Below are 19,235 nucleotides of genomic sequence, written 5' to 3'. Positions count from 1 at the left end.
TTACGGGGATGAGGCATTTCAGGCACTGATATGGAATTTTTACTTTATCTAATCTTTTTCGGAATCGTTTCGGTCTTACTCGCACTTGCGAATTATTACTTTAAACTTCTCTTTCTTTCCGGAAGAGAATCCTTCGAAAGATTTGAGCTTGTGGATTGGATTCGGATTGTTCCGGACGAACTTATCAAATTGTTGGAATTCAACGGAAGTCCTCAGTACGGAGCAATCGCATTCTTTGTTTCCGCCTTTGTTTCTTATCTCTGGACGTTGCTCGGTGGAATCATCGGTGCGCCTCATTATTCCGACGCATTTGGAAACTATTTCTTTCTTTCGTTTTTGTTACCGATAACTTTTTTGACGACCTACGGTGTTCTTGTGGAATTGATTCTCAAGGACCTTCCCTCTACGAGCCCAAATCATTTTTTGGTTCGTTTCTTCGAACAGGAAATTCCCGTTCTCAGTGGATCGGCGATCTCAGTCATTTCTTCCAATCTCGCCGTATATGGACTTTTTCATGAGATTCCGTTTTTGTTCGTGTTGCCAAACATATCGATCATCGCAGTTTTACTCGTTCTTCGCTGGAATGGAAAGGTAAAATTTGGAGGAATTCAGTTTTCAAGTTCGAAAAACCGTTTTACTGAGGAAGATTTTGAATAGGTTTCTTCTAAAACTGCCGATAGGAAGAGCATGAGAATTTCTGTCCTTTTTTTTTCTTTGATCCTGGTTCCTGCAACGCTTTTCGCACAACTCCCGGACGAAACATTACCGGACCGAAGACAACCCACCAACACGTCTGGGCAGGCGATGAATCTATTGGAAGGATTTGCGGAATCTTCCTGGGGTGAAAGTTACGCGAATATGCGTGAAAAATTCTTATCTCTTTCCACAAATCCTCAAAACGAAGAAAAGGTAGAAATCGTTTTCGAAGATAAGGAAAAAACCCTTCTTATTCGCAGAAACGGTATTTTCTATTCGTATCGTTTTTATTCCACTCCTAAAATTGTGACTGATTCCAGACCTAAAAATCAAACCCCAAGTGATAAATCGGAAATGGAAGAGGAAAATCATTCCGCACCTGGAATTTTATTTTCTGTGGGAGTTTTATTTCGATATCTTCCCGGAAAAGACGTGCAGCAAAAACTAGAACAGAAATACGGAAAACCTAAGAAAGAATCCTTAGCCGAAAACAAAATTGGGGGCGCGATTCTTTGGGAAAAAACGGATGAGAAACAATCTCCTCCCAAGGGGGGATACGTGGTTCAGTGGAAAGAGGCCTATAAAAAAATGCCTTTCACAAGAAGAGTGGACTACTTCAGTTCTGCGATCCGATTTCAGATCGAAAAGGAATACAAAGAATTTTTCAGCGCGGAAGAAATCAAAACTCTTCGCGATTTGATTCCATAAAAGAAAAAAATTCCCTCAAAATTCTATTGACCTGCACCTAGCTCTCCCTACATGCTCTAAGCATCCTTTTTTATGGAGCACGTAGGTGGAATTATATCTGGATACTGCAAACATAGATGAAATTAAAGAGATCGCATCTTACGGTCTTGTCGACGGAGTGACCACTAACCCTTCTATCATCGCTAAGTCGGGAAGAAATTTTAGAGAAGTCATCAAAGAAATTTGTTCCATAGTTTCAGGTCCTGTGAGCGCGGAAGTTCTTTCTACAAAGTTCGATGGAATGATGAAAGAAGCCCTAGAGCTTGTAGAGATTGCCGAAAACGTAGTTATCAAAGTGCCTTTGATTCCGGAAGGTCTTAAAACCGTTGTAGAACTCACCAAAAGAAATATTCCTACAAATGTAACCCTTTGTTTTTCCTCTTCTCAAGCTCTTCTCGCTGCGAAAGCGGGAGCAACTTATATTTCCCCGTTTATCGGAAGAGTTGACGATACAAGCTGGGACGGAATGGAACTGATCTCCGAAATCAGAGAAATTTACGACAATTACGGCTATGATACGAGAATTCTAGCGGCTTCCATTCGCGGGCCTATGCATCTAAAAGAATCCGCTTTGAGAGGAGCCGACTGTGCGACTATGCCTCATTCCGCGTTTTTACAACTTTTCAAACATCCATTGACCGATATCGGGCTCGAAAAGTTTTTGGAAGATTCCAAAAAGTTAAAATGGTAATTAAACAAGACACACGATTTTAGAATTTTCTAAATTGTGCGAGTCATTTCGTCTTTAGTTTTCAATTTATTATAGGAGCGAAACTGTTTTTAATTTGGGTTTGAGATTTTTTGAAGGAGATCCACATTCTAACTTTAAAAACAGGTTCGCGGCATTGGATTACATTTGCTACTCGGATGTATGAAAATAATATTATGCGAAAGCGATTGAAGTGTAGTGGGAACTCAACTCAGCAGGACGCTCTTTCAAACTCACCGTTTTTTGAATGATTTCCACATTTGATAAAATCGATTATTAATTTTCGGTGCCTGTTTTTGTAGGAACTGCGTTTTGTTAAGAACGACTCGGCAATCATGATTTCCCTTCAGGCTTTGAACGAATTCCAACAACAACGAAAATCTTTTTCGATGCTCTTTTTCTAAGTTTTCTTACTGAATCTTTTTGAAACCGTAATAATCGTCGATCATCAATTTCATCGATTCCAAAAAACACATAATCGATTGATGAGAAGCGTCGTAGAACAGTTCACAGGAAGTCTGAGTATTCAAATCAACCGAAACCGCAGAATATCGCTTTGCGAGATCTTGAATTTTTGGCCACCAAGTTTTTTCTATTTCCAATTCGTAATAACGTTTTCGATATGTTTCGTAAACTTTCGGCCAAATGAGATAAACTTTTACATCGTTTTCTTTCGCTAACTTCAAAAACCGTTCTACAAAAAAGAACTGAGTCGATCCAAGAGTGAACGTAGAAAGATACAAATTTCGGATTCGTACTGCATCCTTTTCCAACCGATCCGGATCGTTTAAAAAGGTGGTATAGGCGAATTGTTCTCCATGGTTCAAGTTGAGAACCATATATTCCGTGTTTAATGCCGGATTGTATTCGGTTAATTTTTTTTCCTGAAGTCTTTTGAAGAATAATTTTAGATCTGGATTAACTCGTCTAACGGCAAAAAGGCGATCTAAAAGCAGTTTTTTGCGATCTTCGAACGAAATCTGATCCGCATACTTGAGTAGAAATTCGTCGTCCGCTCCGTATTTTAAAAACGGATCGTAAAAAATTCCTTTGGTATCATCGAAGCCTTCCGGACTTACGACATAAAATACAAATTTAGGTTTTAATCCTTGGTTGATGATTTTTTCAAACCAATAGAAACCGTAAGCCGGAACCGCTTGAGGGCCGGAGAAATTATATAATAACCAATCCTTTTGCAGTTTTTTGTCGATTCCCATCGCAGAATACGGATAAGCTCTGGAATCCCCAAAAGCAAGCGCCAAAGAACGTTCTTTTAAGTTCTTATCATGAATCAATTTTTCAAATAGGGATTTTCTTTGGGTATAATAGACCGTATTGCCGGCTTGAATAAAATTCTTTTGAAAGTATTCGAGAGTAAATATTTTATCCAAACAAAATATGAATACGAGAAATAGAATCGGATAATAGATATAAATTTTCTTCATGGATAAAGACCCGTTAAAACCTTGAGTAGAAAAAGTCAGCGTTTCCTGCATTCATTCCAATCATGATAAAAAGAATAATTAGGCCTAAGATTGGCAAAAATCTAGCTTTCCAGATTTCGGGAACCGAATATTTCTCAGGCCATTCTTCTTGTATATGAAATAAAAATACGAAAAGAAGCATATACATTCCCGTTTCGAGTCCTACCAAAGGTTGCCCGTTTTGAAACGTCAAAATTCTTGCAATGGAAGAAGTCGCGGAATTAAAATTCGGCGTAAAAAAGAAAGTCCAGGAAATCGAATATACAACAAGCACGAAAGCATAACGCATAATCGCCTTTACATAAGGAATTTCAGGAAAAATCCTCCAATTCCGCACTTCGAATAATCTTTCCAAAGACAAATAAATTCCTGTAAGCAGGCCCCAAATGAGAAAGTTCAAACTTGCTCCGTGCCAAAGTCCGCCTAACATAAAAGTTACGATAAGATTAATGGCTGTTCTAAATTCTCCCTTTTTCGATCCGCCTAATGGAATATAAATATAGTCTCGAATCCAAAAGGAAAACGTTAAGTGCCATCGACGCCAAAGATCCCCGAAGCTTTGGAAGAAAAACGGAGCCTTAAAATTCTCTGGCAGATCGAATCCCATTAACTTTCCGATCCCTCTCGCCATATCCGTAAGTCCCGAAAAATCGAAATAAAGATTGGCCGCAAATAGAAAACAAGTCAGTAAAAGCGCGATTCCGGAATAATCTCTTGGCGATAGGAACACGGGCGCGATCAATGGGAGAACGGCCGCAGATAATAATCCCTTTTTAACGAGACCTCGGAGAAAAAGCCAGAGACCGTCGATCAATTTGGAAGGGGTCATTGTTGGATTTTCAAATTGATTCCGAACCTGATCGAATCGTAAGATCGGTCCCGCAATCATCACAGGAAAGAAAAAGATAAAAGAGAAAAATTCCGTAGGACTGACGTTCTTATTAAAACCTTCTCGTTTTGAATCCACCGCAAAAGAGATCAATTGGAACGTATAATAACTGATCGTAGCGGGAAGTACGACTTCAAATCCCCCTAAATGGAAGAGAGCCGAAAATTTCGCGTCAAGCGATGTTTTTTCTTGAAGAACTGGAATTGAAAATACAAAACCAATAAACTCCATGAGTAAATAAAAATATTTGAATAAACCCAAATTAAGAATATTGAGAATGACGACAGCCTTCACATACCAAGTCTTTTCGTACAGATATCGATATAAGAACCAGTTGGCAAAAACGACCAGAATGAGATGAAATAAAAAATTAAGGCCGAATACGGAATAAAAAAACGCGGACCCTAAGATCAAGAGATACTTTCTGCTCTTTCCCGGAACGTTCCAGTAGATCAGATAGAACACCAAAAAAAATAAAAGAAACTCAATGCTGATAAAGTTCATTTCCAAATTCCCGTCTCAGTTAGAAGAAATTTACCTTCTTCCAAGTCCAGTTTTTCCAGTTGTATAGAACCGATGCGGATTCTTTGCAGATCAATCACATTCGCCCCAGATGCGTGAAACATCCTTCTGAGTTGTCTTTTTTTTCCTTCCCCAAGAGTAATGCGATACATACAATTTTTACCCGGAACGAGTTTAACCATTTTTGCACGCAGAATTTCCCCTGCATCCAAAATCCCTTTTTGAAAAGTGGCCCGAATCCATTTTTCTCCCGGATCACGGTTTAAAGTCACGAGATATTCCTTTTCGGAACCGTTGGATGGGTGTGAAATTTTTTGAGCTAATTCACCATCGTTCGTCAAAATGAGGAGTCCTCTTGAATTGAGATCGAGTCGTCCGGCAATTTTAAAGTTTTTATAAGCCGAAGGAAGAAGAGAAAAAATCGTCTTCTCGTGAAAACGATCTCCGTGAGAACAAAGATATCCGACCGGTTTGTTTAAAATCAGGATTTTTTTAGATTTGTCTGTCGGTTCTACGATATTTCCTAAATAAGAAACCACGTCGGTCTCAGGTTTGATCTTAGTTCCCAAATCAGTCACTCGTTTGCCGTTGACTGTAATTTGGCCTTTGAGAATCAGTTCTTCCGTTTTTCTACGAGAACCTAAACCGCAATCCGCGAGAAATCGATTCAATCGAATCTCGTCTCGGGCGTTTGAATCATTCTCGGACTGCATAGATTCTTCCATTTCGAAAAGACTCAAAAAATCTTCTATCCAAAACTTTCGTTGACCCAAACTCTCTCTCATACGAGGATAGAAGCAGAAACTTTGTACTGATTCGAAACATATGATAAATCCGCTTAAAAAGAAACCTCGCACTCATTTTCTCCAAGAAGCTCCTGAAAAACCGGATTGGCTCAAAGTAAAGCTTACTTTTCCCGACCCAAAAAACAATCCAGTTGCCATAGTTCGGGATTCTCTGGAGAGAAAAAAACTCAACACAGTCTGCGAAAGTGCTTCTTGTCCGAATCTAAACCACTGCTGGTCCAGAAAGACGGCGACTTATATGTTGGGAGGAGATATTTGTACGAGACGTTGCTCTTATTGTGATGTCGCTTCCGGTAGACCTTCCGCTTTGGATCGGGGCGAACCCAAACGAGTGGCCGAATCTGCAATCGCTCTTGGCTTAAAACATGTAGTAATTACCTCTGTGAATCGAGACGATTTGGAAGACGGTGGTGCAGCTCATTTTGCGGAAACGGTGGAAGCGATACGGGAAGGACTTCCGGATTGTAAGATCGAGCTGTTAGTTCCGGATCTTAAGGTTCGACGGAAATCTTTGGAAATTATTTTTCAGTGTAAACCGGATATTTTCAATCACAACGTGGAAACCGTAAAACGTTTGTTTCCCGAAGTCGCCCCTCAAAAAAAGTATGAACGTTCTCTAGACGTTCTAAAGATCGCCTCCGAAAAAGGATTTCTTACAAAGAGTGGATTGATTTTAGGGATGGGCGAAACCGTGGAAGAAGTGAAAGAATGTATGAGAGATTTAATCGGGGTTGGAGTTTCCTTGCTGACACTCGGACAATACCTTCAACCCACACCAACTCATCTTCCCGTTAAAAATTACGTTCTCCCGGATGTGTTTCGAGAATTGAGAATCTACGGTAATTCTATCGGATTCAAAGGAGTTTTTTCGGGCCCTCTCGTCAGAAGTTCCTATCACGCAGACGAGCAAGTCTCATGGAATCCCTAGAAAACTTCGATTCTTCTCCTGAAGAGATTAAGAAACTTATCTATCACTCTATTATTCAATTTCTTTCCAATCGAGAAAGTCCCGTTAGTAGATTCGAGGTTAAAAACCTTTTGGAAAAAACGATCAACTTGATCCCGAACTTAGACGCACACTGGGCAGAAATCAATCGATTTGGTAAGAATAAGATGATTCTCCACTGGAAAGGACGGATCATGCTCATCGATATGGAAGAAATTTTGGAATCGATTTATTCGCTCTGGAACCAAAGATTCGATTTTTGAAAAGATTTTTACGATTCTACTCGCCTTACATAAGGTGAGTTCGGCATAACAAATCCATAATTCATTTCTGAAAAGAGTGGAATCTGAACTTTGTAAATCTATTCTTAAAATGTAGGAACTCCCACAAACCACGATTTTACGAACAAATTCTGAAATTGTAGGAATTTCTACTTTTAGAAAATTCTTTCTCATGTTCTTACATCGAATTCACGTTAAAAATAGGAAAAACATGAGTCAATAGAATGAAACTCAGCACGTTGCTCCCGTATGGGTCGCAATGTGGGTCAACCCCTACGAGGCAAGGTATAAAGTCCTAACCAACTGACCCTAAAATAATATTGCTTATATCTAAAAAGTTTCTACATTTTTGTGAGACTCAACAAGGCGTCTTGCTTCTATTGTCGCTCGACGGGCTTCGGGACAAGCTTTGAAATCAACTTTTGATACGATTATGACCGTTTACTTTTTCGGATCAATCTTGCCTATTACTATGTAATAAAATAAAAAACCCAGGAGAGTTTTTTTTCCCCTGGGTTTTTTCCACCTGATTTCAGGTTCAGTCTGTTATCAAAATTTAGCTTTCGTTTGGAAGTCGTAAATCACTTCCTGAACGTCCGCTTGATTGATCTTTTTAATCCCTTGCTCAGTATGAACAATCATCGTAGATCCTTGTTGATCCACAATTGCACCGATCATAGAAGATCCGTCAGTCATGATGATCTTTTCGATTCTTTCGTAGTAGTTTACGATATCCTTACTGGATTTCAGTTCTTTTGGAGCGGAAACTAGGATTTGTTTGAATTTCTTAACTTCTTCTTCCTGACGAGTTGCTATTTCACTTTCCAGTTTTTTTCTCTCAGCTTCTAGAGAAGCGGCTTTCTGCTCGTCAATTTTTCCGGACGATTCCTCATTAATATGAACCATTTTTTCCGTAGTTTCTTTATCTACGGTTACAATTGTTCGAATCTCCTCTTCTTCTTTTTTAGAGATTCCGGAACTATCCAATTTTTTCACAACACCAGCGATATTCTTTTCACTGATTTTAGAAGAATCTTTTACATCCAGAGACTTATCGTCAGCCTTCAAAACGGAAGCTTGATTTTTCTCCAGAATAACTTCCGAAGACGCAACGCTTTGTTGGATCTTTTTCAGATTTTCATTCTTCGCGATTTCCTCTTCGCTCAAACCTTCCAAAAGAGCAACTCGAGGAGCCACTGCAACTGCGCCGTCTAAAACTTTTACGACCGCTTTGTCAGATGTAGATCTGTCTACGATAAAGGAAGTTCCTCGCACACCAGCGATTGCGGTTGGAGTGACTATTGAAAATTGATCTTCTTTGGAAGCTTTGTTGACTTTCGCAAAGACTTTCCCGGAAACAAGTGCGAGCCTTGTGTCAGAATTACCCTTCGAATTTATTGTAAGAGCATCAAAGTCAATTACAGAATTTTCGGAAATCCGAACCGCGGACCCGTCTGCAAATTGAATATCGACTTTGGATTTATCTTTCGTACTGACTTTATCTCCGGCCTTTAGACTAGCGCCCAATGTGGCCCTCTCTTCCGTTAGATCAGTGTGAAGAATTTTAGCTTCTCCTACGCTGAACACAACAACAGCCGATGGACTGTTTTCTTTACCAGTAGCGGCTGCCTTGGAACTTTCAGGTTTCTTACAAGCATTGGACACCAAAACTCCGATGGCCAATACGATTGAGGAAACGATTAAGAGCTTCTTCATACCATTTTCCTTAAGATTGGATTGATAACAAGACTGCGGTGGTAGACAGCCTCTATCTATTATTTCTCAACAGACAATAGAATCTTTTTTTTCAAATCTTTCAATTTTTTTTTGCTAAACTAAAACATTTAATCGACAAAATAAACCACTCGATCTGTATCCATATACATACAGATCTACTAATTTAGCGGTTTTTTCTCTACGAACGGTAGATTTGTATTGGTTTCGGAGATGATAGAGAACCTTACGAAAATGTGAATATAGTCGGAATCATTTCGTTGAGTCAAATTTAAGGAACGAATTGTGGAAAATCTGAAGTGAAATTCATGTGATTCTCATTCAAGAGGAAATTTGTGCTCAAAAAACAATTCCGAATTGAATAAACAATCAGGATAGGACAAGAATCTGTTTCAAAATCTCAAAACGTAGGAACTCTTACGAGAGTATTCTAACAGTCAAGTTTGTTCGAAAGTCTACCGGACGGTTTTTTGTAAGAGTTCCTACGTTTGTCACGAATTTACGAACGATTATAACTGATTTCTTTTCAGGTTTTGTGACAGACTCTCAGTATTTTTTCGAACCGATCATTTGAATTTGTCCCAAAACTGTAAAGGCTTGGTTTTTCATATTTTTAAAGAAATGATTTCTTTTTTTAATTTCTTCTTAAAATCGGATTCGTTTTCCGAAAAAAACTGCGTGTCATTTCAGTTCCTTTGGAGACATTGTCTTTATCGAGATGGAAGCCACAGATTCAATCCGCCAAAATTCTACCATTCAGCTTCTGGAAGAAATGGAAAGGAAATATAAGTCCATTCCCATGGAAGCTATCGTCAAACAAGATATCCTCAGACAAGGAATCCATTTTCTTAAAGAAGCTTTTGACGTAACAGGAAAATACAAAACCAAAGATTATTTCATATTCTCCTTTGATCATATTCCACTTTCAGAATTAGGAGAAGGCGCAGACGTCAAAGCTCCTGAGGAAATCAAAGTTTCTGGTGGTCATTTTAGTCTTCTGCCTACCGTTGTTTCCACACGGAACAACCCGAATTCTCCCTATAAAGTTAAAAAGTCTCTGGATGGAAATCCTTCCCTCTATCTTGGCGAAACATTTTTAGGAGATGTTGAGTTTCCACCTCTTCCCGACTGGTATCGTCACAAAACAAAAAACGGAAAACTTCCCGGTGAGATCGCACCCGTAATCGAATGGGGGTATTTGATCTATCTTACCGTTTTTAGAAACTGTCAGTATTTTGGAAAAGAAGAGGAATGCGCATATTGTGATATCAATCATAACTATCGTCAACAGAAAAATGCGGGACGTCCCTACACTGGCATAAAAGACATTGAAGACATCTTGGAAGTTTTATCCTGGATCGATGCGGAAGATCGAACCGCAAAGGTTTATACGATTACCGGCGGAAGTGTAATCACATCCTTAAAGAAAAAAAATGAAATCGATTTTTATTTGGATTACGCGTGGGCGATCGAATCTAAATTTCCGGGAAGATGGATGGGTAAGATCGTCTCTCAGGCTTGGGAAATCGAAGATTGTCGGAAATTTAAGAATGCGGGTATTCAGGTTTATCATCCGAATTATGAAGTTTGGGATAAGAATTTGTTTCAAAAAATCTGTCCGGGTAAAGAAGCCTACATCGGAAGAGACAACTGGATTCGAAGAGTTGTAGATTCCGCGGAAATTTTCGGACCTTCTTATGTAATTCCAAATTTTGTGGGCGGAGTGGAACTTTCCAAACCTTACGGATTTGCTTCCGTTAAGGAAGCGATCACTTCCACGGCAGAAGGTCTGGATTTTTTTATGTCCAAAGGAATCATGCCGCGATTTACTGCCTGGTGCCCTGAACCTTATACAACCCTCGGGACACAAGCGGGTCCTCCTCTGGAATATTTCTGTGAGCTCTTGACCGTATGGAAAGCTACATTCGAAAAATATAATCTACCGATTCCTCCCGGTTACGGTAAACCGGGTCCGGGTAAAGCCGTTTTTTCCGTTTCCGCTTTTATGGACGTGATTGGTTACCAACAAAGAAGCTAAAACGGTATTTGTTTTCATTTTTATCTCTATACATTTTGCCGTTCCTTCTTTAACATTTTTTTGATATCGGTCGATTAAAAGGGATAATCTCAAAGTTTAGTAACTAACGAGAGTTTGGCGTGATTCATTTTACTGTACGAAGTTGGAATTTGAACTTTGTAAATCTATTCTCAAAATGCGGGAACTAGAACAAACCGCGATTTTACAAACAAATTCTAAAAATAGGGACTCTTACTTTTAGAAAGTTTTTTCTCATTTTCTTACGACCCTGCTCATGTTAAACTAAACCGTTTCCTGTCCGTGTCTAAAACGAGTTCGGAGTATCGGAAATGTGAGAATTCCTATACTCTCTCTAAAACTAGTTTTTTTCGGAATCAGAAGAGTAACCGTTTCGAAGCGATCTTCTTGATGTATTGAATTGATTTTACTACTCGGACGCGTGAAAATGATACTCGAAAATAAGCGGGCGATTTTGCAAAAGTACAGCGGTTCTCAAAAATTAAGTCAAATCGGAAAATCCCGACTTTTTAAAGGAAGATTCTAATTTTCGAAATAAGTTTTTCATAGTATTCTATTCGTGCGTTCGAGTAGTAAAATGGGAATTGAACATCCATATCGAATACAGTTTTTGGAAAGAATGAAGCGAACTATGAAAAAAGAAATTTTGTTTAGACAAAATGCGGCGAACTCTTATCTAATATTCATAAATTTGAATGTTTTTTTTCGATCATGCAAGAACGTTTCTTTAAAATCTCCATTTAGAAGGTCTTCCAAAATTGTGAAATCTACCCGGAGAAATATGGAAAGGATTGTGTTTATATCCTCCGTTTTTGTAGTAGGAAGGATTGTTTCGATAATGATATGGATAATACCGTGATTGATTTTGATAACCGTAATTCTTGTTATATCGATCACAATGTTGAGAATATGCTGTGTTTATAGTGCGACAGTCGTCGTAGTATCTATATGGTCCGGAATAACAACAGCTCAGAGATAAAAGACACCCTGCTCCCAAATAGAAAAAGAATTTTGCGTTCGTTTTCATAAAACCGCTCCTCAAAGATTAGACACCTTATCTATAAACATGATTTATCGAATTTAACCAAAATCACTCGAGGAAATTTCTCTAATAAGACAATTTCCTAAAACGAAACGATTGAATTTGTGGAAAAGAGAAATCTCGTTAATCCAAAGGGAAAAATTTTGAAATTCCGTATGTCAGAATTATTCAAAGATCTATATTCAAAAAATGTATTAGAAAAAATTGCGATTTCTTTCTCGAAAAAACTTCCCACCATTTCTCAGAAAGAATGGATTCAAAAATTCAAACAAAAAGATTGGGAAAAGCTCGAACTCAGACAAAGAATTCGAAGGATCGGAGAGTTTTACCGGTAGCTTTGCCAAGATTTTTTCTTCCGAAAGAATCGGCTTCTTACAAAAAGAAACAATCTTTTAAACAAATGACAACCCAAATACACATTCCAGAAAAATATACTTTGGAAATACGGATCAATGGAGTTCTTAAATCCAAAGTCGATTTTCAAATCGTTTCTTGATCTTATAAGAAAATCACGTTAGCAGTTGTTTATACGCAAATCCTAAGGTCGAACTCGTGTTAAGATCAACTTGAAGAAGAGGATTTTTCCACCCTTCTCCACTGATTGGCCCACGCCGCAAACGAGTTTTGATTTCTGGATTGGATGTATAACTTTCCTGTTCCGGAAAATACCGCCACCAAACCTTCACCGCTGAGGAAAAGGGATTTAAGCCCGCCTATCTTTTGAATCGTGTAATTTAATGATCCTTCAAAACCGACAATATGACCCGTATCCACGATATATTGACCATTGACGTCAATCGTATGAATCGCACCAAAACTCGAAAAGAAAAGATCCCCAATTCCACTTACCTTTAAGAAGAACAAACCTTCGCCAGAAAAAAAACCTTTGAATCCTCCCCATTTACTGTCGATCAAAAGGGATTCGGAACCGGCAACATAAGCTCCTCGGCTAAGAATCAAATCCTCTCCGTTCATCTTACGGTATTCTATATCGCCTTGAGTAGCGCTCGTTAGAAAAATCATTCCCTTTCCACTTTCCGCTTTGAACGTATTTTGGAAAAAAGATTCTCCGCTCAAGAGAGCACGTTTTGCAGAAGCCCAAATTCCACCCTCCGCTTTTGTAACCATCTTTATGGCGGGGCTCATCGCCACCATCGCACCGGATTCGGCTCGGATAGACTCTCCATTTTCTAATTGAACTTGAATGATTGGAAAATCAGGTTTTAATAATATTTCGTGTTTCACGGTTCATTTTTCCTTATCTTTTGATCGGAGGTAATTGGTCTCTGAACCAACTACCCAAAGAAGGAACGTTTCTGGATTGAATCCAAACTTTTCCTTTTCCTTTAAAGCGAGCTACAAATCCTTCCCCACCGAGAAAAAAAGATTTCCAACCGCCGAACTTAGTCATCTCGTAATGCAAGCCCTCGTCAAAAGCTACGATATGACCCGTATCAACAATCATTTCACCGTCCACGTTTAATACGTCGATTCCTCCGTAACTTGAAATCAGAAGGGGACCACTTCCGGAAAGTTTGAGGAAGAACAAGGACTCGCCGCTAATAAATCCTTTGAGCCCTTGAAACTTCGTATCCATTTCAATGTTTGGTGAGGAAGCAAGAAAAGAACTCGATTGAACATAAACTGTCCCGGATAATTCGATCTTGTCTACGTCTCCCGGAAGGGTAGGAGCAAGAAGTATCTCTCCGTTTCCGGAAGAAGCGGTAAATGTGTTCATCCAGAAAGATTCCCCGCCGAGAAACGCAGCCTTTAAACTTTTCAAAAATCCCCCTTGCTGCGCTTTATGAGTTTGGATCGTGATTCCGGAACTCATGGACATCATGGAACCGGATTCCGCCTTGATAGATTCTCCTGCGTTCAGTAGAATCTTCGCGAAGCTATATGACGGTTTGCTGAGAATTTCAATATTCATAATATTCCTTTTTTATTATCCAGGGAGAAGACCAGTCAGCCAGGACAAAAAGCCCGAAGGCACTCTCGTTTGAATTAAAACCTTTCCATGACCCGTAAACTCCATAACCAGCCCTTCTCCTCCAAAAAGAGTAGATTTCCAACTTCCGCCCGCTTTTGTAATTTTATATTGAAGACTTTTATCGAATGCAACCACGTGTCCCGTATCGATTGTATAAGATCCTTGAACATCAATCGGAAGAATTCCACCATATGCGTTTAAAAATAATTTTCCGTTTCCCAATACTTCCAAAAGAAAAATCCCTTCCCCACCGAAGAAAGAACGTAGTCCTCCAAACTTGGACTTCATCGTGATGGTTTCATCAGATGCGAGATAAGCGCCCGCTTCTACGATAAGTCCCGTATCCGTAAGATCGACTCCTACTACGTCACCCGGAAGCTCGGGAGCAAATCCGAGCTCTGCGCCCCCGGAAGGAGCCTTAAATATGTTGAAAAAGAAAGACTCTCCTCCGAAAAATCTTCTGGAAATTGCAGAAAGAAACCCGCTTCCCATTTTTGTTTCCACATCGACACCGGGAGTCATATAAACCATGGCGCCCGCTTCTGCTTTGATCGTTTGCCCCGGCGACAGTTTTACTTTCAGAAAAGAATACGAAGGTTTGTGAATGATCTCGTAATTCATAGAAGCAGTAATGTAAAAAGTTGATTAAGAACGTCAATCGGAAAAGTGCTTTCAGAACAGATCTGTATTTTTAGTTTGGAAGATATGGTTCAAAGAAACATTTTGATTACGGGATCTAACCGAGGAATCGGTTTGGAACTTACCAAACAATTTCTCACTAAGGGAGATCAAGTTTTTGCCTTATGCAGAAAGTCTTCTTCAGATTTGGTTCTCATAAAACCGACTCGTATCTTAGAAGGTGTGGATGTATTGGATTCGAATTCGATCCGAGACGTATCAACCAAACTGCTCGGTACGAAAATCGATATTCTCATTAACAATGCTGGAATTCTGATCCCTGACAATTTGCAAAGCCTGGAAGAAGAAAATGTTTTCACTCAATTCTTAGTCAACGCTTTGGGCCCTCTCAAAATGGTGAAGGCGTTTTTGTCGTCTTTGAATACGAATGCAAAGCTCGTCTTTTTAACGAGTAGAATGGGATCGGTCGGTGACAACAATTCTGGAGCGTACTACGGTTACAGAGCTTCCAAAGCCGCTTTAAACGCGATTGCTGTGAGTTTGGCTCGGGATTTAAGTCCCAAGGGAATCTCCGTCGGAATTTTCCATCCGGGAATGGTCGCAACTCAAATGACCGGAGGTCAAGGAATTCCTACCATCGAAAGTGCACGAGGCCTTATAGAACGAATCGAATCTTTGAATTTAAACAATTCAGGAAAGTTTTTTCATCAAAACGGAGAAGAGCTTCCCTGGTAAAAGCAATGAAACATAACCGTGGTCCTTGGGGTACACAGTTGCAGAAAAGAGACAATAGGAATGAAATTGGTTCCAAATTATGTCGGATTTAGCTTTAAATCCTGGTTTGAGAGTCAGAAAAAACTGATTTTAATAGATCTTTTGGCATAAAGTTTGCTTGATTACAGGGGGAGATGAGGTTTCAAATCAGGAAAGAATTTGGATTTTGTCTCTTAATAAATCTGAAAGCGAACTTCGAGCCCATAACGACCGTCTTTTTGGTTGAGGGTCAATAAAAATCGAATACTCAAAACTATGAAAGAAATCCTATATAGAAAATCCATACAAGATAGAGTTAGAATCAAAGGGATTGGGCTTCATTCCGGAAAGGAAGTGAATTTAACGGCTCATCCTGCCCCATCTGGTACAGGAATCGCTTTTGAATATCGGAAAGGTTTAGAAAAGGCATCGATTTCCGTCGAACTCAGCAATGTGGTTGATACCAGTAATGCGACTACCTTGGGAGATGGTCTTCATCGGATTCAAACTGTGGAGCATTTGTTGGCGGCAATTTACGCGCTCGGTCTAACGGATTTGATTTTGGAAATCGATGCCGTGGAAGTTCCGATTATGGACGGCTCCTCGCTTCCTTTCTTACAAGCACTTGAATCGGCAGGAATTGTAAAATATCCGGAAGTTATAGAGCCGATTTACGTTCAAAGCCCTCTTTGGGTTGTGGACGGAGATAAATATCTGGTTTTACTTCCCAGCGATGAACTCAAAGTAACCTACACAATCGACTTCAATCACCCTCTTCTGAAAGGACAAAACATTACGATTTCCCTAGATAGAGAAAAGATCAAACAAGAGATCCTTCCAGCAAGAACCTTTGGTTTCTTAAAAGATGTAGAAGCCCTCCAAGCGAGAGGCCTTGCGATGGGCGGTTCTTTGGACAATGCAATCGTTTTAACCCAAGACGGATATCTGAACCAACAGTTGCGTTTTGAAAACGAGTGTGTTCGTCATAAAATTTTGGATCTTTTTGGAGACATATCTATCGCGGGTCGACCGATTATTGGACATTATCTTGCGTCTAAAGCGGGACATGCGTTGGATATTTCCATGGCCAAACTCGTGATGAGCAGTGTTACCGGAGACGAAATCAGCAAATACAAAAGTCGGAGAATTCCTCTTTTCAAAAGAAAGGCGGCGGTTGTCTAAATTTTCCGATATTTGCGTTCCGGTCGATGTCGATATAAAAACCGGAATTTTACCTGTTATATTTCTTATCTAGAAAAGAATTGTCAGATTCTTCTTTTAGGGAATTCTGTAGTCGAGTTGAAACTTGGAATTCGTTTTAGAATGATCCCCTCCAAACGTATAGTTTTTCCAGGAATTACGGCCTTTCCGGGAAAACTATACGGTAAGGTCTTAAAAACCGGAAAAAAACGAAATACAATTCTCACCGGAACTTACGTTCACGAATCCGAAAAAGAAGAAGAAATACAAAAATTTTCTATCGCGCTGGAAGAAAGCCTTCAAAGTTTGCGGATTTTGATTGCCTCTCTTGAAACTTCCGGACCGGATCAGAAAGAAATCCAAGAGATTTTAGAAACACAGGCTATGATTTGCTCCGACCCGAGTCTTGCGAACTCGGTTCGAAAAAGAATCTCAGAATTCGGAGAGAACGCGATTCTTGCCGTGCAAAATGTAACTCACGAAATTTCTGAAAAATTCAAAGTTATGGAGAATGAATTCTTCCGGGAAAGAGTGGATCATTTTCAAGATGTCTCAAATCGATTGATCGAATTCCTTGCGGGTAAAAAGGAAGAGGATTCCTTTCTTTCCGGTTTGAAAGAGGATCTGATCTTGGTCGCAAGGGAACTGACTCCTTCTCAAATGATCCTTATGGATAAGACCCGCATCCGCGGAATTGCGACCGATTTAGGTGGAAAAACGGGACATATGGCAATCCTAGCGAGAAATTATGGGATTCCTACTATTGTAGGATTAAAGGATTTTTCCACACATGTTAAAGACAACGAATTCATCTTTTTAGATGCGGAATTGGGAAATGTAGTTCGTTTTCCGACTTTGGAAGAAGTGAAGTATTACGGATTTTCTTCTTCTTATCCCACGGAAGAAAGCGGAACTAAAAAAATTAAAGCCGTAAGCAAAGATGGGGTCCGTATTCGAATCAAGTGCAACCTTGAAACCGAGCTCGATTGCGAGCAGGCAATCAAATTCGGAGCCGAAGGCGTGGGACTTTTTAGAAGTGAATCTTTATTTTTAAAATACCAAGACAGAAATGTTTCTGGCGAAGAACAGTTCCTCGCTTATAAGGCAATCGCAGAAGGTATGCAGGACAAACCGGTCATCATTCGCACCTTTGACATTGGGGCCGATAAATTTTCAACGGGAGAACTCGAAGAAAATCCATTTTTAGGAAACCGAGGTATACGGTATTCTCTTTCTCACCCAGAATGGTTCGCCGAACAACTAACGGCGATTTTACGAGCCTCCGCTTTTGGAAATATTAGTATTTTATTGCCGATGATTACCGGTCCCGTGGAAATCGTCCGTACTCGCAAACTTTTGGAGGAATGCAAACGCAAACTAAGCAGTAAAAAGGAAAAATACAATAAAAAAATCAAGATCGGTGCGATGATTGAAACTCCCGCCGCGGTTGCCGCTTTAGATCTGATCGCACGAGAAGCGGATTTTTTTTCAGTGGGAACGAATGATCTACTTCAATACATAATGGCGGTGGACAGAAACAACATCCACGTTTCTTCTTTGTACAATCCGTATCATATCGCTTTTTTGAGAGCTTTGATCAAAATCGTGGAAGTTTCAAGAGATTATGACAAACCGCTCAGTCTTTGCGGAGAGCTCGCATCGGATACAGATTTTACGATCTTTTTAATCGGAATTGGAATTAGAGAGCTATCGGTTTCGATCCCATTTTTAAATCCGATTCGAAAAATTGTCCGATCGATTTCCTTACACCAGGCAGGAATTTTAGTAAGAAAGATCTTAGAACTTTCCGAGCAAGAAAACTACGAGAGTATCGAAGCCTTCCTTTTCAGTAAGCACCTAAGCTAACGTAAGTTCGGCGCAATTTATTTTTCTATAAGAATTTGAACTTTGTAAATTGATTCTTAAAATATGGGAACTAGAACAAATTCTAAAAGTAGGAACTCCTACTTTTAGAAAATTCTTTCTCATTTTCAACCGCCGAACTCGCGTTACGTTAAGAATTTTCGATTTCTAAAATCAAAAATACGAAAGAATCCCATATGTTTTCTTTCTCTTGAAAGAAAACAGGTCCTATATTTTCTTTTTCTTTCTTCAGACAAAGATAAGAATGTTTTTCCGTTCTCAAATAAAATTTTCCACAATTTCCGGAAAGTATTTGAATAAGGTTCTTTAGAAGTTTTGGAAGATTTTTGTCGTCTCCCGGAAGAGCGACTCCCGCGATCAAAATTTCCCGGTTTTCAAAACTTCCTTCAATAACAACCGCTTTCGGGCTCCATTCTTCGAATAATTCCTTTTCATACGTGGCAAGGACCGGGTTTAAAATCTCATGAATTTTGGAACTCATCTTTATCGGAAATTTTTTTCCGAACACTTTCGGGATAAATCCTTTGGTCTTGAAAAGATTCCAGTTTTCAAATCCGTTGATTTTGGAAAGCCCCAAGACAAATCCAGGACTAAGTCCTTGTACAGTGAGCATACCTTCACAACGATCGGCAAGAATCGATCTCATACATAAAAAGCCGAGATTCAGCGGAGAAAATTCCCCCACTTTGGAAAAATCCCAAACCTCGTTTTTTCTAAGCGGCGAAAGATAGAGGTTGTCAAGGGCATATATATCTCCTTGTCCCGAAGGAGAAAATACGGAGAATTTCTGGATTTGTTTCGGAGTGCCAGTCATACAAATTCTATCGGTACGACGTAAAATTCTCCGAAGAAAT

19 protein-coding genes (1 of these 19 cut by a window edge) are annotated in these 19,235 nt (G+C 39.5%); 11 read left to right on the top strand and 8 right to left on the bottom strand.

The genetic code is table 11. From position 1 onward, the window contains the following. The 4 genes from purH to fsa form a co-directional block, all read left to right on the top strand. A protein-coding gene (purH, locus tag FHG67_RS11940; protein WP_004496103.1) for a bifunctional phosphoribosylaminoimidazolecarboxamide formyltransferase/IMP cyclohydrolase crosses the window boundary here: on the top strand, positions 1 to 29 show its 3' end. It extends 1,507 nt beyond the left edge of the window; the window shows 29 of its 1,536 coding nt (coding positions 1,508–1,536); its start codon lies beyond the left edge, outside the window; its stop codon occupies positions 27 to 29. A 1-nt stretch (position 30) separates the two neighbouring features. Continuing rightward, positions 31 to 657 carry a hypothetical protein gene (locus FHG67_RS11935; protein WP_004498460.1) on the top strand — a complete coding sequence of 209 codons (627 nt, stop codon included), beginning with the start codon at positions 31 to 33 and terminating at the stop codon, positions 655 to 657. Positions 658 to 687: 30 nt separating this feature from the next. Next, on the top strand, positions 688 to 1,404 hold the full coding sequence (locus FHG67_RS11930) for a hypothetical protein (RefSeq protein ID WP_004498415.1): 717 nt from the start codon (positions 688 to 690) through the stop codon (positions 1,402 to 1,404). An 85-nt stretch (positions 1,405 to 1,489) separates the two neighbouring features. After that, positions 1,490 to 2,134 carry a fructose-6-phosphate aldolase gene (gene fsa / locus FHG67_RS11925; protein ID WP_002633037.1) on the top strand — a complete coding sequence of 215 codons (645 nt, stop codon included), beginning with the start codon at positions 1,490 to 1,492 and terminating at the stop codon, positions 2,132 to 2,134. A 428-nt stretch (positions 2,135 to 2,562) separates the two neighbouring features. Here fsa and FHG67_RS11920 read toward each other — a convergent pair whose 3' ends face one another. Genes FHG67_RS11920 through FHG67_RS11910 form a run of 3 tightly spaced genes read right to left on the bottom strand, consistent with a single transcriptional unit; the run spans position 2,563 to position 5,760 of the window. After that, positions 2,563 to 3,597, bottom strand: a complete 1,035-nt coding sequence (locus FHG67_RS11920; protein ID WP_004498492.1) for a DUF1574 domain-containing protein — start codon at positions 3,595 to 3,597, stop codon at positions 2,563 to 2,565. A 13-nt stretch (positions 3,598 to 3,610) separates the two neighbouring features. Beyond that, the gene (locus FHG67_RS11915; RefSeq protein WP_004498446.1) at positions 3,611 to 5,029 is read right to left on the bottom strand and encodes an MBOAT family O-acyltransferase; all 1,419 of its coding nucleotides are present in this window, start codon (positions 5,027 to 5,029) and stop codon (positions 3,611 to 3,613) included. Further along, entirely contained in the window at positions 5,026 to 5,760 is a 735-nt protein-coding gene (locus FHG67_RS11910) for a pseudouridine synthase (protein WP_004501306.1), read from the bottom strand. The genes FHG67_RS11915 and FHG67_RS11910 overlap by 4 nt, the downstream gene beginning before the upstream one ends. A gap of 115 nt (positions 5,761 to 5,875) precedes the next feature. Here FHG67_RS11910 and lipA point away from each other — a divergent pair, with 115 nt between their 5' ends. Together lipA and FHG67_RS11900 are read left to right on the top strand one after the other, a co-directional pair. Then, positions 5,876 to 6,781, top strand: a complete 906-nt coding sequence (gene lipA, locus FHG67_RS11905) for a lipoyl synthase (protein ID WP_026054243.1) — start codon at positions 5,876 to 5,878, stop codon at positions 6,779 to 6,781. After that, a complete protein-coding gene (locus FHG67_RS11900) occupies positions 6,769 to 7,062 on the top strand; it encodes a hypothetical protein (RefSeq protein WP_002633004.1) in 294 nt (97 codons plus the stop codon). The genes lipA and FHG67_RS11900 overlap by 13 nt, the downstream gene beginning before the upstream one ends. 567 nt (positions 7,063 to 7,629) lie before the next feature. Here FHG67_RS11900 and FHG67_RS11895 read toward each other — a convergent pair. Next, positions 7,630 to 8,796, bottom strand: a complete 1,167-nt coding sequence (locus tag FHG67_RS11895; protein WP_002633014.1) for a lipoprotein LipL45 — start codon at positions 8,794 to 8,796, stop codon at positions 7,630 to 7,632. Between the two features lie 736 nt (positions 8,797 to 9,532). Here FHG67_RS11895 and FHG67_RS11885 point away from each other — a divergent pair. Together FHG67_RS11885 and FHG67_RS11875 are read left to right on the top strand one after the other, a co-directional pair. Beyond that, entirely contained in the window at positions 9,533 to 10,852 is a 1,320-nt protein-coding gene (locus tag FHG67_RS11885) for a radical SAM protein (protein ID WP_036075246.1), read from the top strand. 1,215 nt (positions 10,853 to 12,067) lie between these two features. Beyond that, positions 12,068 to 12,247, top strand: coding sequence for a hypothetical protein (locus FHG67_RS11875; protein WP_004496191.1), 180 nt, complete (start codon positions 12,068 to 12,070; stop codon positions 12,245 to 12,247). A gap of 226 nt (positions 12,248 to 12,473) precedes the next feature. Here the strand turns inward: FHG67_RS11875 and FHG67_RS11870 are convergent, their stop codons facing one another. The 3 genes from FHG67_RS11870 to FHG67_RS11860 are packed head-to-tail and all read right to left on the bottom strand — an operon-like array spanning position 12,474 to position 14,526. Then, positions 12,474 to 13,157 (bottom strand): TIGR00266 family protein, encoded by a 684-nt coding sequence (locus tag FHG67_RS11870; protein WP_002633007.1) that lies wholly within the window; start codon positions 13,155 to 13,157, stop codon positions 12,474 to 12,476. 13 nt (positions 13,158 to 13,170) lie between these two features. Continuing rightward, positions 13,171 to 13,845, bottom strand: a complete 675-nt coding sequence (locus tag FHG67_RS11865; protein ID WP_004503264.1) for a TIGR00266 family protein — start codon at positions 13,843 to 13,845, stop codon at positions 13,171 to 13,173. Between the two features lie 15 nt (positions 13,846 to 13,860). Next, positions 13,861 to 14,526, bottom strand: a complete 666-nt coding sequence (locus tag FHG67_RS11860) for a TIGR00266 family protein (protein ID WP_002633013.1) — start codon at positions 14,524 to 14,526, stop codon at positions 13,861 to 13,863. Between the two features lie 84 nt (positions 14,527 to 14,610). Between FHG67_RS11860 and FHG67_RS11855 the strand changes: the two genes are divergently transcribed. From FHG67_RS11855 to ptsP, 3 genes are all read left to right on the top strand, one after another. After that, positions 14,611 to 15,279 carry an SDR family oxidoreductase gene (locus FHG67_RS11855; protein WP_026054672.1) on the top strand — a complete coding sequence of 223 codons (669 nt, stop codon included), beginning with the start codon at positions 14,611 to 14,613 and terminating at the stop codon, positions 15,277 to 15,279. Positions 15,280 to 15,573: 294 nt separating this feature from the next. Continuing rightward, on the top strand, positions 15,574 to 16,479 hold the full coding sequence (gene lpxC, locus FHG67_RS11850; protein WP_004496149.1) for a UDP-3-O-acyl-N-acetylglucosamine deacetylase: 906 nt from the start codon (positions 15,574 to 15,576) through the stop codon (positions 16,477 to 16,479). A gap of 141 nt (positions 16,480 to 16,620) precedes the next feature. Continuing rightward, the gene (gene ptsP / locus FHG67_RS11845) at positions 16,621 to 18,363 is read left to right on the top strand and encodes a phosphoenolpyruvate--protein phosphotransferase (RefSeq protein WP_036075269.1); all 1,743 of its coding nucleotides are present in this window, start codon (positions 16,621 to 16,623) and stop codon (positions 18,361 to 18,363) included. A gap of 148 nt (positions 18,364 to 18,511) precedes the next feature. On the opposite strand, the gene FHG67_RS11840 is transcribed toward ptsP, so the two are convergent. After that, positions 18,512 to 19,195, bottom strand: coding sequence for an LIC11631 family protein (locus FHG67_RS11840; RefSeq protein WP_002556275.1), 684 nt, complete (start codon positions 19,193 to 19,195; stop codon positions 18,512 to 18,514). Positions 19,196 to 19,235 lie beyond the last annotated feature (40 nt).

Source organism: Leptospira weilii (genome assembly GCF_006874765.1).
Lineage (GTDB): Bacteria > Spirochaetota > Leptospiria > Leptospirales > Leptospiraceae > Leptospira > Leptospira weilii.
This window is presented reverse-complemented; position numbering and strand designations above follow the sequence as displayed.